Origin of the sequence: Yersinia nurmii, assembly GCF_001112925.1 — a bacterium.
Lineage (GTDB): Bacteria > Pseudomonadota > Gammaproteobacteria > Enterobacterales > Enterobacteriaceae > Yersinia > Yersinia nurmii.
In genome coordinates this window covers 192042-207620 of record NZ_CPYD01000008.1, presented here as the reverse complement: position 1 = coordinate 207620, position 15579 = coordinate 192042, and the positions used below count along the sequence as shown (strand labels likewise).

Here is a 15579-nt window from a genome sequence, read left to right as displayed (position 1 = left end):
GACGCCGGAAGAATATCGGCTGATGGCTGAGAAACCGGAAATCTCAAAAAGTGTGTGGAACTAAAGCTGGGATACTTACAGGTACATCTGCGGGTATATCCCGGTTCGATAATGTTTATCCCCACGCAGAACCCTTGAAAGGATACTCAATATGGCTCTGAGTGAGGTGAAGGGTTCGTGCAGCCAAGCCTGAAGCAAAAGCTTATAAGCTTACAGATGGCGAAAGAATGGTATTGCTGGTTCACCCTAACGGTTCTAAATACTGGCGGCTGCGTTATCGTTTCGGTGGCAAAGAGAAGATGCTGGCGCTGGGGAAATACCCTGAAGTGTCATTGGCTGATGCCCGGGCACGGCGTGATGAAGCCCGGATAAATAGCTCAAAAAATAGTAGTAGAGAGGTATGGTGGTTTCTAAGGCTGCTTCTTTGTTATTGTCATGTTTTTAGCTGATTTTGAGCCAATTAAAAGAGCAAAATAATTTAAATTTACCTTAAGTCGGATTTATTTTTTGTGTGCATGGTTGATACTCCATATTGGTAGAGGTGAGAAAGATGGCTCACGAAGAATTTTAATTTCCTTCTTTACTATTTTGCTATTTTTTGAACTTAGAATAATAGCTATTGGATTGATTTTTTCCCGAAAATGAATTTTCCTACAGCGTGATGAGAAAATTCATATAGCAGATGTAGGATGTTTCATTTATTATCATCCGTTATTTCCTTTTTATTGTTTTTGGTCAAATAAGATATATCGCTATTAAATTAAAAACATTTAGCACTTAAGTATGACAATCTTTGCTTTATGGATACGAAGCACTGCCTTTATCCGTATATGGCAGGATAAATGCCCAATTAATTTAATTAAAACGATCTTTTAATCGGTAAAATCACCATTTACTAGATAAAAAGATCGCGTATAGTTCATTCTTGTTGTTCGGGGTGAAATTTAAGGAAAACTGATAATTCAGCGTATTTAGTAAAATCTGTAAATTATGAAATATAGTGTAGACATAAACAAAGTCATGAGAGGGATATCGTCCTAATTCTCATCTTTTTATCTACCTATAAATAATATTATCGTTTTTGCTATTCTGTCTTTTCAGGAATTTTGTGCCTTTTAATAATTATTTTGTTTTCTTTTTTAATTATTAATGGGTATTCAATCATGGTGTTTTCAGATAAGAGTTTGAATTCATCGTGCCATCGTATCTGTATAAAAATATTGTCTAATTAAAGGTCTTTATTATGTCTAACTTCAAGAAAAGTGTATTGGCTACAGCGTTAATTTCTTCTGCGTTTATTTCACAGGTATTTGCTGCTGATGAAGGTAATGGACGTATCCATTTTACTGGTACAGTAATTAATGCTCCTTGTTCGATTGCGCCAAACTCTACCGATATTAATGTCGATCTGGGACAGGTATCAAATAAGGTGCTGGAAACCGGCAATAAACATTCCGAGAACGTTAGCTATAACATCGATTTGCAAGATTGCGATCTAAGTGAGCAAACGGCTGGTTCAGTAACTTATCCGGCAATGTCTAAAGTTAGCGTGACCTTCGGTGGGGTTTCTGATGCCTCTGCTGCAGCTTTGCTGGCTAACACCGGTAGCGCGACTGGCGCGGGTATCCGCCTGATCGATGCGAATGGTGCATTGCTAAAAGTTGGCGATACCAGCGCTGATATCAATCTGATCTCCGGTATTAACCAAATTGCTTTTGCAGCTCGCGTTGAAGCGACTGGTACTGCGGTGAAAGCCGGTACTATTGTTTCTCAGGCTACCTACGCACTGAACTATAAATAATCTCCCTTTTTATCGCGTCGATTTAAGGGGAGGAAACTCCCCTTTGCTCATTTGTGCCAAAAAAGAAACGCTCTCAATCGATATAAATAATTATTTATACGCCATAAGACAGTGATTTATTTATGCAAAGTGATTCTAAAAGAAAAGCAATGATCTTTCGAATGATGCCAATATTATCGTTGGCAGGCATAGGTTTATTCCTGCCTGAACATACTATGGCGGTAGAATTTAATACCAATATTATTGACGCTCAAGACCGTAATAATATTGATCTTTCCCGCTTTGAAGTTAATGACTATACGCCACCAGGGGATTATCTTCTGGATATTCTGGTCAATGGCAGGTTATTACCTGATTCATCTCTTATTACCTATTTGCCTATGGATGAAGGGAAGTCAAGTAAGGTTTGTTTAACGCCTGAATTGGTCAATTCTTTCGGTCTTGCTCCAGCAGTGCGTAATTCAATGGGGTTATGGGATAACGGTCGATGCGTTTCTATCGATGATAAGCAAGAAATAACGGAAAGTTACGATAAAGAAAAGCAGCATTTGATTATTTCTATTCCGCAAGCCTGGCTAGCTTACAGCGATCCGAACTGGGTTCCGCCATCTCAATGGGATGATGGCGTACCTGGCGCTTTGTTGGATTACAACCTGTTTGGGAACTATTACGCGCCTAATTCAGGGAAGAGTACGACAAACATCAGCAGCTACGGCACCGCAGGGGCCAATATGGGACCGTGGCGTATTAGGGCCGACTATCAATATATTAATAGTGACAATGAAGGTACGCATTACAGTAATTTTGACTGGTCTCAGGTTTATGCTTTTCGTGCTATTTCCTCGATAGGTGCCAAATTTGTCGGTGGGCAGACTTACCTGAGTTCCAGTATTTTTGATTCTTTTCGTTTTTTGGGGGCTTCCCTCGCTACTGATGAGCGGATGTTGCCGCCTACGCTGCGTGGCTATGCGCCGCAAGTTATGGGAATTGCTCGTACCAATGCGCGTGTCATTTTGAGCCAAAATGGCAGAACCCTGTATCAGACTAACGTTGCTCCCGGCCCGTTTGTTATTCAAGACATCAGTGAAACGGTGCAAGGAAATATTGATGTGAGGGTAGAAGAAGAGGATGGGCATAACACTTCTTTTCAGGTCAGCGCTGCCAGCGTGCCATTTTTAACTCGTAAGGGTTCAGTGCGTTATAAGACCGCTTTGGGGCGGCCAATGTATGGCAATAATAATGCGGTGAGCGATCCGATTTTCTTTAACGGGGAATTTTCTTGGGGAGCCTTCGACGATATATCACTATATGGTGGCCTGATTGCTACGTCACAGGATTACACCGCGGTTGCGGTGGGAATGGGGCAGAATTTACGTGAGTTTGGTGCTTTATCCGTTGATGTGACTCACTCACGCACTCAATTACCTGAGCAGGAAAAACTGAGTGGGGAAAGCTATCGGATCAACTATTCCAAACGTTTTGACCAGACTAATAGCCAAATCACCTTTGCTGGATACCGTTTCTCCGAAAAAAACTTTATGAGTATGAATCAGTACTTGGATCGGCTGAGTGGCAATAACTATCTACAAAATGACAAACAGACTTATACCCTGACGGCCAACCAATATCTGGCATGGCCGGATGTGACAATGTATTTATCCGCGACGCATAAAACCTATTGGAATGATGTTTCCAGTAATAACTATGGAATTTCGCTCAGCAAGCTCTTGGATATTGGTCCGTTTCAGGGTGTTTCTGCGGCTGTTTCTGCCAATAGAGTGAAATACAAGAACGAAAATGAAAACCAAATTTTCTTCTCTTTTAGTTTGCCAATTGGCACAGGACAGCAAATTAGCTATGACGCGCAGCGAGATAAAACGAACGGCTATACCCAAAATATTTCTTACTTTAATAGCCAGGATGCCAAAAATATCTGGCGTGTCAGTGCTGGCGGTGGAAATCCTGAATTGCAGAAGGGGGATGGCGTATTTCGCGGCGGTTATCAGCACCGTTCGCCCTATGGTGAGTTTGGTATTGATGGTAGCCATAAAAATAGCCAATACAACTCGGTGAATACCAATTGGTATGGCTCATTAACGGCGACTGCGCAAGGCTTAGCCGCGCATCAGAATCCATCGGGTAACGAACCCAGACTGATGATTGATACCGGTAATATTTCTGGAGTGTCTCTAAATAATCATTCCACCGTAACTAACGGTTTGGGTTTGGCCGTTGCCAATGGCGTGACAAGTTACCAGCAATCGGATGTTCGAGTTGATATGCAAAATTTGCCTGATGATATCGAGGTGTATAACACAGTGATTCAGAAAACCCTGACCGAAGGTGCAATTGGCTACCGAAAAATTCGGGTGGTGAGAGGTCAGCAAATGATGGCAGTCATTCGTTTATCCGACGGTAGTTATCCGCCATTGGGTTCTTCGGTAGTGGCAGATAAAACCGGCGCTGAAGTCGGAATAGTTGGAGATAGCGGGTTGGCTTATCTGGCCGGATTGGAAGATGCGGCACAGTTAACCGTGCAATGGGGGAAAAATCAGTGTCGTCTGACATTGCCAGAGAATAAAGGTATCAACTCCGGAAAAATTTTACTGCCTTGCCAGTAACCCAATGATTAATTAATCGTCAGTATTGGCCTGAATGGCTCAGGCAATTGGGCGATAGAGAGTACAGAACTGACAAAATTTAAAGTGAGTAATGATGATGATTTTGGAAAACAAAATGAGATGCACGACCGCTATTCAGCCTAAAAATATGTTGGTGATGCTGGCGTTAATGCTGCTTGGCACGGTGAATAGTCAGGCGGCAATAAATTTGGACCGGACACGGATTATTTTCGATAGTAGCGATAAGTCGGCCAGTATTATTCTTGAGAATAAGAGTAAAACCTCCCCTTATCTGGCTCAGTCCTGGCTGGAAGATGCTGAAGGGAAAAAGATTGATAGTCCTCTCGTCGCTTTACCGCCGATGCAACGTATTGATGCAGGGCAAAAAAGTCAGGCTCGTATTATGAAATTGCCTGATGCCAGCACGCTTGCTACGGATCGTGAAACGTTATTCTATTTTAACGTGCGTGAAGTTCCGCCAAAAAGTGAAATGGCTAATGTGGTCCAGATTGCTATTCAGAACCGGGTAAAACTCTTTTATAGGCCAACGGCGATTAAAGCTGATTATAAAGAGGCCTGGCAGGATAAACTTCAGCTTACTAAACAACGTGAGAGTCTGAAAATTTATAATCCGACGCCTTATTATGTCACTCTGGGATATTTGAGTCAGGATAATCGGGGTAATTTTCCCGGTTTTGACAGTGTGATGATTGCGCCTTTCGGTACTGAAATCGTGAAGACTCCGGGCTATAGCGGAGATCATTATAGCTTGGGATATATGGATGATTTTGGCGGCTTGGTGTTGCGCATATTTAATTGTTCATCGGTTGAGTGCCAGATCCAGCCTGCGGAAAAGAATAAATAATGTTTATTGCCATTTCGTTAATGGTCGAGGATAAATAATGGTCCTTTTATTTCTAGCAAAATTGCGCCGCTTCTATGGCTCGCTGGTTCTTTTGAGTGCTACCTTATTACTGGCTCCAACGGCATATGCGCTGGATTGTGTAGAAGCGGGTACTGGCGTGGTTATTAAACCTGCAATTCCGATTGGCGCATTGGCAATTCCATCCAATGTCGCTGCTGGAACTAAGGTCTGGGAATCTAATGATATTACGGTGACGGCTTACTGCGACAATGTGCTGGGAAGTCTCCGGGATCAAGTGTGGTTTTATTTTAACCCGCTGAATCACACATTAGGTCAGGGCTTGCAGTTAGGCGTGAGTTATTTAGGTCAGGAGCTAGAAACTAACGGTAAGGGAATAAATACCAATACGGCACCTATCGTTAAAGGGCAGAACGTAACCGTGACCGTGACTTTCCGACTATATATTAAAGTGACAGGAAATCCGCCTTCCAGCGGCACTTATCCCGGAGCCAATACTTTTACGGTTTTCCAGTTGGATGGTTCCAATGGGCTTAACCTTACCCCAAGAGCAAAGAATCTAAGATATTCTCTATCTGGATTAAGTTCAACGCGCTTTATTGCCTGCGGTGCGGATTTAGTGGTATATCCGGAATCACAGGTCGTTAGTTTTGGTTCGTTTAATAAATCGCTGTTATCAACGACGGGAAATGGGATTAGCGCGCCTTTTGCAATTACTTCAGTGAAGCAAGGCTGTTTGTCCAACTTTTCTATTCAGGCTCAGTTTTCAACCACCAATCCGTTAATTGGTGATAATGCCATCGATCTGCAAAATGGTTCTAAATTGACCATCTATGATGATGCTGATCAAGCGGTAGTATTTAACCGTTATGCTGATTTTGCCGTGATGAATGATGTGAATCAGGTCACTAAAAATTATACCGCCAGCCTGAATGCCATTCCGGGGCAAGCCATAAAATTGGGTCAGTTTGACGCTACGGCAATAATTAAGATTAACTATTACTAGGTTAGGGCAGGCAAGTGAAAACTGAAAAGATGCAGCCAGAAGAGGCTGCATTCATAATTTATCCAGATTAATTTATCAGAAATGATTTACCTTGCTGGAGTACTAAATCACAGGCTTTAGTTTTAATTTTTTCAGTGATTTGAGCAGTGCCCAGATTATTGAGATCCAGACTTTTACCTTCGCCGGTTTTCAGTAATCCCCCCAGACCTTCCTGATAGTCCTGACTTTTGGCATTTTCCGTACTGGTAATGCCTAATTTACTCATCAGCTGATCTTTAATTGCCGTAGTGCCATTGGCCGATAAAACGTTATTTTGAACGCAGTATTGCAAAATACCTGCGGCATTCGTCATGGTACTCGCGCTGAGTGCCTTATCGCCGCCGTTAAGCAGCCCAGTAAGCGAAGATAATGATGAAGAGCTATCCCCCGATTTACTGTATTCGTCCGCTGCATTTTTTACCGAGTCGAATAAACTGTTGGCTTGAGCACTCGCGGTTACCAGAGTGCTGGAAAAGGCCAAAGCCAGTAATAGACGATGAGTGTTATTCATAGAAACTCCTATTTCACATTGTGGGCTATAGCCAAGATCCTGAAGCACTGAAGCACTGAAGCACTGAAGCACTGAAGCACTGAAGCACTGAAGCACTGAAGCAGTTAGTTAGACCGTTAGTCGTTAACTTCACGGGCAGCATAACGCAAAAATTTAACTTAGGAGAGCGTCTGATTTTGGCTCTACTGCATATTGACGGATTTAGAATTCGCATATCAGGTTGTCCGAAAGCTGATAACTTATCGGGTTGGAAAATAGAAACACACTGAGAATCATCGGAAATCTACCCCTGAGTGGCACATTATGGGATGATCATGACAACAACATAATTTAGGTGACGTTATGGCTTCGCTGAAAGATGTGGCTAAATTGGCTTCGGTATCATTAATGACTGTTTCTCGGGCGATTAATAACCCGGAGCAATTGCGGCCTGAAACCTATCAGCGAGTGATGCAGGCCATCGACGCTCTTAATTATGTGCCTGATTTTTCTGCACGGAAAATGCGAGGTAACACTACGAAAACCTCGACGTTAGGAGTTTTGGCTTTCGATACGGCCACGACGCCATTTTCCGTTGAAATGCTGCTTTCGATTGAGCTGACGGCGCGGGAATGCGGCTGGAATAGTTTTCTGGTGAACCAGACTTCGGCGGAAGACAGTGAACGTGCCGTTAATCAACTGCTTTCCCAGCGTCCAGATGGTATTATTTTTACTACTATGGGGTTACGCAGCATCCAGATCCCAGCGCGATTAATGGATAAGAAGTTAGTGCTTGCTAACTGTGTGAGCGACAATTCGGATGTGGCCAGCTATATTCCTGACGATTTTTTGGGTCAATATCAGGCAATAAAACGACTGATTGAATGTGGGTATCGCCGCCCCCTGTGTTTTTATCTGCCTGAGAATACGCTCGCCGCTCAGGCACGTCGTGCCGGTGCTGAAAAAGCGTGGCAGGATGCCGGTCTGCCTTTAAGTGATTTACGTCAGGAACACATGATTTGGGGGGATGAGCATTACCCGGATGTCGTTACACTGCTAAATGCACACTGTCCTAATGACAAACTAGATTTTGATATTCTGGTTTGCGGCAATGATCGTATCGCTTTTCTCGCTTATCAGGTGTTATTAGCTAAAGGCATTAAAATCCCACAGCAAGTTGGGGTACTAGGTTATGACAACATGGTCGGTATCGGTGGGCTATTTTTACCTCCACTGACTACAGTGCAATTGCCGCATGATGAAATCGGCCGTGCCGCAGCTTTGCATTTAATCCAAGGCAGAACAGATAGCGAAATTCATAAAATTCCGTGTCCTCTGCTAGAAAGATCTTCTCTCTGATTTTCCAATTAAACCGACTGCGGTATTCATCCGCAGCCGTTTAATCCTAAATTTTTCAGCCTGCTTTTAGCGTCCAGTATTGCCCACTCTCAAGCATGGCCTGACCATTATCTGCAAAAAGTGAAAGCTGGCGTAGGCCTTTACTTGGATAAATGCGACTGGTCAGGCTCGCTTCACCATCATTTACAAACACCTCTATTGATGATTTATCGATAAATATTCTCAATGATAAGGTGTTGTCAGCGGGGATTTTGACGCTGCGATAGCCGGAAAGACGGTGCTGCGGATAATGGCGATTGAGGATCAACCGTTGAGCCTGACTGTCGATAAAGACGGATACGCCTTCATCTGCGGCCTCAACTCCCCCCAAACGTAGGCCGAAGCGTTCGGCGTTGCTATCGTTGAGATTCCATCGCAACTGTATTTCCAGTGCGCTGGCCTCGTCGACAATTTGTCGGGTGATGTTTTCTAATGGCAACCTTTCTAACTCTACGTGCTGGCGACGCAGCGTTTCCAGCTCAAATATGGGCTGCATCCATAACTGCCCGTTATCTTTAATACTTAATTCTCGCGGTAAAGTCAGGCAACCGGCCCAATATTCCGCTTTAGAAGGCATATTGGATTCCCACATATCCATCCATCCAATAACAATTCGACGACCATCTTTGGCTGTGAATGATTGCGGTGCATAAAAATCGTGTCCTTGGTCCAGCTCGACAAAAGGTTGGGCACGTTTAAAGGCCGTGCCGGGCTGCCAAGAACCGCGTAAATAACCGCTTTGGAACAGATTACGAAAACGGTAGCCTTCGGCTTTTATGCCTTGCGGGGAAAACATCAAAATCTGTTCTTCTCCCAGCGTGAAGAAGTCTGGGCATTCCCACATGTAGCCCTCGCCGGTCCCCGCTTTGGCTAGAACCTGCTGGAAAATCCATTGGTGCAGCGTTTCGCCGCGGTATAGCAGCACTTGTCCGCAATCGACATGATCTCGCGCACCAATCACCATCCACCAAACGCCGTCTTGTTTCCATACCTTAGGATCGCGAAAATGCATGATGCCGTTCGGCGGAGTCAGGATAACGCCTTGTTTTTCAAAATTGATTCCATCCTGACTGGTTGCCAGACATTGTACTTCGCGAATAGCACCATCATCTCCCGGCTGATTGAGCCAAACGTGACCGGTATAAATTAGGGTCAGCGTGCCATTATCATCTACCGCGCAGCCGCTGAAACAGCCGTCTTTATCCCACTCATCGGCCGGTGTCAAAGCGATCGGCTGGTGTTGCCAATTCACCATATCGGTACTGGTGGCGTGTCCCCAGTGCATGGGCCCCCAGTTTTCGTCATAGGGATGATGCTGGTAGAAGGCGTGATAAAGGCCGTTGTGGTAAATCAGTCCGTTGGGATCATTCATCCAACCTGCGGGAGGAGCCAGATGATAATTGGGGTAGAAAGCGTCCCCGACCTGAGGAATTAATTGTTGCAGCGCATGGTTAGCGCGATCCAGTTGCGTTGTCATAATCATTCACTTGATTGTTAAGTTAAGAGGTAAGTGCTGGCTTCGGGGAGTAGCACGTAACAGAAAGCAGGAAAGCAGAGTGAGGCCCAACACCATGCCGCCCATGATCATGTAAGTAGCAGCGAAGCCGCGTAGGTCATAACTGTGTCCGGCCAATGGCGACAACACGCTGGCGCAAACCTGAGTGACAAATTGGAAACCCACCAGATACAAAGTGGCGGATAGGCGTGGATCGAACTGGCTGGTGATGTATTTGAACATGGCGATCAATAGGATCGGCAGTTCAACGGCGTGTAGCAGTTTCATCAGGGAAATGGTGACGGCGTCATCAGCTAACCCTGAACCGATAATTCGCAGAGACATGATCATACCGCTTAGTAGCAGACCTTGTTTGGCACCAATGCGATTAACCAAGAAGGGAGCTAAAAACATGCCGCCCGCTTCCAGGAATACCTGTAGTGAATTTAGAAAACCGTACATTTCATTGCCGCGGCGCGGATCTGAAAATAGAGAAGAGAAATAGACCGGGAATTGTTGGTCATAAACGTTATAAATACTGACGCCCATCACAAATACAACCAAAGCCCAAAAACGTTGCGTGCTAAGCAGCCCCAAAGCATCTGATAGGGTTAATGCGCTAGATTTGCCATATTCCAACTGATTGAGGGCATCGGTTTTAACTTCCCGCAGGCAGAGCAATAGCAGCAGAAATACCACCGCCGATGAGGATGCCATCCAAAAATTGATATTAGGATTAATGTTAAACAACATTCCGGCGAAGAAAGTGGCGCAGGCCCAGCCTAAAGATCCCCACATGCGTGCTTTGCCAAATTCAAAGCCAACAATACGGCTAACGCGTTCGGTATAGGATTCCAGAGCACCGATGCCCGCGAAGAAAGTGGCTCCTACATATAATCCACCCACAATTGCGCCAGCCAGCATGTTGAGTCGCAATAGCGGAGCATAGAGAAAGATGAAGAAGGGGCCGCTGAGAAGTAATAAGCCGCCAATTGCCCACAGTAGATTTTTTCGTAGCCCTAATTTGTCCTGAATAAAGCCGTATAGCGGTTGGGCGCATAACGCAGTGAGCGCTATGGCTGAAAATGTAGTGCCCGTTTCTGCGCCTTTTAAACCGACGCTTTGATTTAACCATATGGAAAATAGAGAGAATGCTGAAGACCAAGTGAAGAAAAAGGTAAACAGCAGTCCACTCAAAATCAGATATTGGTTACGTATGTTGCCTTTCATAGCGGTACCCTGATGGCTTTGTATGGCACTATTGTTAACGTTAACTTTTTATCATGAGAAGCTAGCGTCTTCTTCATTTGCGATGTTAATCACATATGTTAACGTTAACATTGCTGAGTTGTGAGCTAGATTCCATAAATATATTGGTGGAAAAGAAAGCCGTGGAATACAGGAAAAGGGGATATTGATTTGTTTTGACTATGATTGTTAACATATTGATATGCAAAAACGATTGCCATAGGGTAAATGGCTGATATAGCATAATTGCCCTTATCTTTTGTTGCCTAGAATGGCGCATCCCATGATGAATACGTCAAATAAGACACAATCCCTCGATGGGCAACGTTCAACCTCATTATCTTCGTCAACACTTCCCGGTGTTGTCCGGAATAAAGAAAGTGTTCAACGTATCCTAGTTATCAAGCTGCGGCATTTTGGTGATGTTCTTTTAATCACTCCTTTGTTAAATACGCTGCGAGAAAACTATCCGAATGCGTTGATAGATGTACTGCTTTATGGCGGAACGGAAGCGATGCTGGCGGCAAATAGCACAGTTAATCATGCTTATATCGTCGATCGAAATTTAAAACACGCTGGCCTCAAGGCACAAATTTGTGGCGAAAAAGCGCTGTTTAGCGATCTGAAAAAACAGCGATATGATCTGATCCTCAATTTATCCGATCAATGGCGCGCCGGTGTTTATTGTCGTTTATTACAGCCTAAATTCAGTATCGGTATTCGTTTTCCTAAACGGGATAATGGGCTGTGGCGCTACTGTCATTCCCAATTGGTGGATATTCCGCAGGCAGAAGAACAGCATACGGTATTAAATAATCTGGCTATTCTTGAGCCACTTGGGATTGAGAATATCAGTACTCAAGTCACGATGGCATTCAGTCAGGCTAATATCGATCGCGTCATTGCGATCCGCCAGCAGAATGAACTTGATAGCTATGTGCTGATTCAACCTTCTGCCCGTTGGCGATTCAAAACATGGTCTGCCAGTAATTTCAGCCAATTGATCGATTCACTGACTCAGCAAGGTCATAAGATCTTACTGACGGGGGGACGAGACTCCGCCGAGTTGGATTATATTGCCGAAATTATTGGCGGCTGCGCGCAGCCTGAGAAGATTATCAATCTGGCGGGGACGTTGGATTTACCTGAATTAGCAGTATTTATTGATCAGGCAAAACTATTTATTGGGGTAGATTCGGTAGCGATGCATATGGCTGCAGCTCTGCAAACGCCAGCCGTGGTGCTGTTTGGCCCAAGTAATCTGCAACAGTGGTATCCTTGGCAGGCACCACATACATTGATATGGGCAGGGAACTATCGGACGCTTCCTCAGCCAAATGAAATTGATACAGAGACAACCGAGCGTTATCTGGACGCTATTCCGGTGAATGAAGTGAAAATTGCGGTTGATGCCTGGCTTAACGGCTCAGATCATTAATTCATTGGTCATTCATTCTCCCCTTAACCAGTCTGAATTGAGAGTACCATGACGACAACATCAAATTCTCCGGAGGTTCGCTCCCCGGAAATATCTTTGGCCAATCGCTTAAGCGGTTTACTGGCCGGTTTTGCTGCTTTTCTGCTAGGTGTAGCTCTGCCAACTGCCACCTCTTTCGTGAATATTGCGTTGGTTCTAATTATTATTTGTTTGATTATTCAGCGCGACAGGCTGCAATTCAAAGCGCTGGCAACCAACCCAATTGTTTATTTACCAGCGGTGATGTTCTTGCTGCTGGCGGCATCGTTATTGTTCCATCATAACGATTACGGTTCTGAGATGGTGGGTAAAATGAAGAAGCTGCTGTATGTTCTACCGCTGGCTTTATTTTTCCTGCATCAGAATCGTCTGATTAAGCTATTTGGCGCCGGTTTCCTGTTGGCAAACGCGGTTATACTGGCAGGGTCACTATTGGTTGGCGTATTGCACGTACCGTTAGGCGCTATTGATCCGGCGAATCCGACGATTTTTAAACTTCAAATTACCCAAAACTTTTTTATGGCATTAGCGGCGGTATTGTGGCTGATGCTGGCGTTTAAAAGCAGCGGTTGGAAGCGTTTGGGATATGGCGTTCTGGTTGCCGGTGCTTGCTATAGCGTGCTGTTTTTAGTGCTGGGTCGTACCGGTTATGTGGCGCTGGTGGTAGGGTTAGGATCTTGGCTATTTTTCTCATTAGGAAACCGTCAACGTCTTGGTCTGGTGGCTTTAGGTATTATCGCATTTGCTATTATCGCGCTGGTTCCTAACCGAGCAACTGACCGTATTATGCTGGGCGTTAATGAAATTAAAGCGTGCATGGCATCAACTTCCGGCGATGAATATCAGGCTTGTAACTCTTCTATGGGGCAGCGTTCCGCTTTTGCTATGGAAGCTGCACGACTGATTAAGCAGGCGCCTATTATGGGCAACGGTGCGGGCGGTTTCTTCTATTCCAACCCGGAAACTGGCTATAAGATCAATAACCCGCATAACCAATATCTGCTGGAAACTATTCAGTCAGGTATTTTGGGACTGGTGATATTTCTGGCCTGGATAGTGTGCTGTTTCCGTGCGGCCTGGCAGCAGGATCCGAAGTTACGCAATTTGCTGCTGGCATTACTCTGTAGCTATATGGCCTGTAATTTCTTTAACTCATTCCTGCTAGATTATTCAGAAGGCCATCTGTTTATGATACTGGCTGCGATACTGGCGGGATATTCGGTATCCGCGAAGCAGAATATGCCTCAGACGCTATAGGTTAACCTTGGCTGACCGATGATAAAACGGCTCCTTATTGGAGCCGTTTTGCTTTGTCGCTTTCCTAACCTATGGCTGGCTTCTGGCAACCTGACAAACTTGTTTGAGAGGACTCAATCTGCCTTGTAGTGGATTCTGACGGTCACAATAGCCCAACATGCACTTTATCTACTTATCTCGTAACGGCAAGCTAGGAGTAACTGAGCACCCGTTTATAGCCGTGATAAACACAATTATATATTCCTCATTCAAATCATAAATCTCAGAATGTAGAAACCATTATTATTATCATTCAACCCAGCCACGTTAAATAATCCGAAACTGTGTTGTTTTCCTTGTTGGTTAAATAATCACCGACATGGGGACAGCATCGGATCTACTGCTCTGTTAATAAGGCGACTCTTAGCAGTCATACCACACATGCTTAATTCATGTGTTGGTACGATCAGAAATGACATACTAGAACGAGTGCAGAAGTGGCGCTGTAGCTGGATCTGTGAGGGTTGATGTGGCGAGCATTGTCGATGCAGGTTTGCATTTTTAATGCTGTCTTTTTGTGGGTAGGACAATAACTTGGCAGTATGAAGTTCGTACTGTAAATAAGACTGACTGATGACATATCAGAAGCTAGCGGAATAACATTATATTCTGTCTCTGCTATCTTTATATCGGTTATTAGTTCAGAGAAAAATAGAGGTTTGACCGGCTAAAAGTGTAGTGATTGGGTGGCTTTGTGAAAAGATAGATAATTCATTAAAAAATGCTAATAATCTATACAAAATAAAAAGTAAAAAAATTAACAAGCCATCACGATATCTGTGTTATCGGTTTTTTATTTTCTTTTTTGTAAATAAAAAATAGGTGGAAAATAATTTAATTTACTTTTTACCATCAAATAAGTGATGTTTAAATGAATAACTCATGACTAAATATTGGTGATGTAAATCTTGATAACTAAAAATTAGTTTGTTTTTTGTACAGATTGGCTAAAATGAATTTATGGAAAATAAATCTTCATTATTTAGTTTATATATTTTAATTAGACGCTTACGTCGGAGTTTTATGCTATTTGATTTGCTTTTGACCGACGCTAATGTCGTGATAATGGAATGAATAGAAAATGAGTATTTATTATTTATAAGTGGGTAAATGTAACTAATAAAACTTAACATGATAATAACATGTGTTATTGACGTATGGTTTTTTCCGAATTAAAAGCCCTATTTATTATAGGAATAATCCTATTCTTGACTGGCTATATTCATTTCCTATTGGTAATCGAAGATCTATGAATATTGGTTTTTTAAGGCGGATATTTTTATTTTTAAACACTCATAACAAGATTGAGAGTGTCGTTTGGTTATCACTTCATTTTTAGCGTTAAAACCTCAGGGGTAAGCGAGGGATTACAAAAATTTATCACCCATGGTTTTTTGATTAATCTTTTGTTTTTATTGGTTTTTTATTATTTTGTTTTACCAGTGTAACTATTAATCTTAGGTGGTGTAATACCTAATATCAAGGCGAGGTTTATTTGTTTTTAGTGGGCAGAGTTATCTGGTTTTTTGTCATTAAAATTTAATGTGCGGTGATTATAAGAAAAGCAGATCACTGTGGTGAAATTGGCTAATAAATTTAATGTGATACGTCATTCGTCGATTGATAATAATCCCAAATGATGATGTGGATCACTTTTGGGTATTTGTAATATGTGTGATAATTTTTTCAATGATTTACATTTTGAAAAATTCCGTCTACTTTCGGGGTATTACGCAATAGTTTTAAATCTGACTATGATAAAGATGTATTTCTATTCCTGAACTGGTTCAGGTTGATTCTGCTGATCGCCTAAACAGAATCTACA

General features: G+C 43.2%; 10 protein-coding genes and 1 pseudogene. 8 read left to right on the top strand and 3 right to left on the bottom strand.

Annotation, left to right across the window (positions count from 1 at the left end):
• Positions 1–151 precede the first annotated feature (151 nt).
• The 5 genes and pseudogenes from AD970_RS18910 to AD970_RS11810 form a co-directional block, all read left to right on the top strand.
• Positions 152–368: pseudogene (locus tag AD970_RS18910) on the top strand (Arm DNA-binding domain-containing protein); the annotation flags it as partial.
• An 875-nt stretch (positions 369–1243) separates the two neighbouring features.
• Positions 1244–1801: a fimbrial protein gene (locus AD970_RS11825; RefSeq protein ID WP_049599093.1), complete on the top strand. Its 558-nt coding sequence runs from the start codon at positions 1244–1246 to the stop codon at positions 1799–1801.
• 161 nt (positions 1802–1962) lie between these two features.
• The gene (locus AD970_RS11820) at positions 1963–4422 is read left to right on the top strand and encodes a fimbria/pilus outer membrane usher protein (protein WP_235786930.1); all 2460 of its coding nucleotides are present in this window, start codon (positions 1963–1965) and stop codon (positions 4420–4422) included.
• Between the two features lie 148 nt (positions 4423–4570).
• A complete protein-coding gene (locus AD970_RS11815) occupies positions 4571–5287 on the top strand; it encodes a fimbrial biogenesis chaperone (RefSeq protein WP_235786931.1) in 717 nt (238 codons plus the stop codon).
• 37 nt (positions 5288–5324) lie between these two features.
• Positions 5325–6311, top strand: a complete 987-nt coding sequence (locus AD970_RS11810; RefSeq protein WP_049599088.1) for a fimbrial protein — start codon at positions 5325–5327, stop codon at positions 6309–6311.
• Positions 6312–6378: 67 nt separating this feature from the next.
• Here the strand turns inward: AD970_RS11810 and AD970_RS11805 are convergent, their stop codons facing one another.
• On the bottom strand, positions 6379–6861 hold the full coding sequence (locus tag AD970_RS11805; protein WP_049599085.1) for a DUF2501 domain-containing protein: 483 nt from the start codon (positions 6859–6861) through the stop codon (positions 6379–6381).
• Positions 6862–7203: 342 nt separating this feature from the next.
• Between AD970_RS11805 and AD970_RS11800 the strand changes: the two genes are divergently transcribed.
• Positions 7204–8199 (top strand): LacI family DNA-binding transcriptional regulator, encoded by a 996-nt coding sequence (locus AD970_RS11800; RefSeq protein ID WP_049599081.1) that lies wholly within the window; start codon positions 7204–7206, stop codon positions 8197–8199.
• A 55-nt stretch (positions 8200–8254) separates the two neighbouring features.
• Here AD970_RS11800 and AD970_RS11795 read toward each other — a convergent pair whose 3' ends face one another.
• A complete protein-coding gene (locus AD970_RS11795) occupies positions 8255–9718 on the bottom strand; it encodes a glycoside hydrolase family 32 protein (protein WP_209429079.1) in 1464 nt (487 codons plus the stop codon).
• Positions 9719–9721: 3 nt separating this feature from the next.
• Entirely contained in the window at positions 9722–10963 is a 1242-nt protein-coding gene (locus AD970_RS11790; RefSeq protein WP_049599078.1) for an MFS transporter, read from the bottom strand.
• Between the two features lie 301 nt (positions 10964–11264).
• Between AD970_RS11790 and rfaQ the strand changes: the two genes are divergently transcribed.
• Positions 11265–12419, top strand: coding sequence for a putative lipopolysaccharide heptosyltransferase III (gene rfaQ, locus AD970_RS11785; RefSeq protein ID WP_049599077.1), 1155 nt, complete (start codon positions 11265–11267; stop codon positions 12417–12419).
• A 48-nt stretch (positions 12420–12467) separates the two neighbouring features.
• A complete protein-coding gene (locus tag AD970_RS11780) occupies positions 12468–13715 on the top strand; it encodes an O-antigen ligase family protein (protein WP_049599073.1) in 1248 nt (415 codons plus the stop codon).
• The last annotated feature ends 1864 nt before the right edge of the window (positions 13716–15579 follow it).

Excerpts from the sequence above, each read along its gene's own strand:
- AD970_RS11825 (WP_049599093.1), top strand. The coding sequence starts at position 1,244 with ATGTCTAACTTCAAGAAAAGTGTATTGGCTACAGCGTTAATTTCTTCT.
- AD970_RS11820 (WP_235786930.1), top strand. The coding sequence starts at position 1,963 with ATGATGCCAATATTATCGTTGGCAGGCATAGGTTTATTCCTGCCTGAA.
- AD970_RS11815 (WP_235786931.1), top strand. The coding sequence starts at position 4,571 with ATGTTGGTGATGCTGGCGTTAATGCTGCTTGGCACGGTGAATAGTCAG.
- AD970_RS11810 (WP_049599088.1), top strand. The coding sequence starts at position 5,325 with ATGGTCCTTTTATTTCTAGCAAAATTGCGCCGCTTCTATGGCTCGCTG.
- AD970_RS11805 (WP_049599085.1), bottom strand. The coding sequence starts at position 6,861 with ATGAATAACACTCATCGTCTATTACTGGCTTTGGCCTTTTCCAGCACT.
- AD970_RS11800 (WP_049599081.1), top strand. The coding sequence starts at position 7,204 with ATGGCTTCGCTGAAAGATGTGGCTAAATTGGCTTCGGTATCATTAATG.
- AD970_RS11790 (WP_049599078.1), bottom strand. The coding sequence starts at position 10,963 with ATGAAAGGCAACATACGTAACCAATATCTGATTTTGAGTGGACTGCTG.
- rfaQ (WP_049599077.1), top strand. The coding sequence starts at position 11,265 with ATGATGAATACGTCAAATAAGACACAATCCCTCGATGGGCAACGTTCA.
- AD970_RS11780 (WP_049599073.1), top strand. The coding sequence starts at position 12,468 with ATGACGACAACATCAAATTCTCCGGAGGTTCGCTCCCCGGAAATATCT.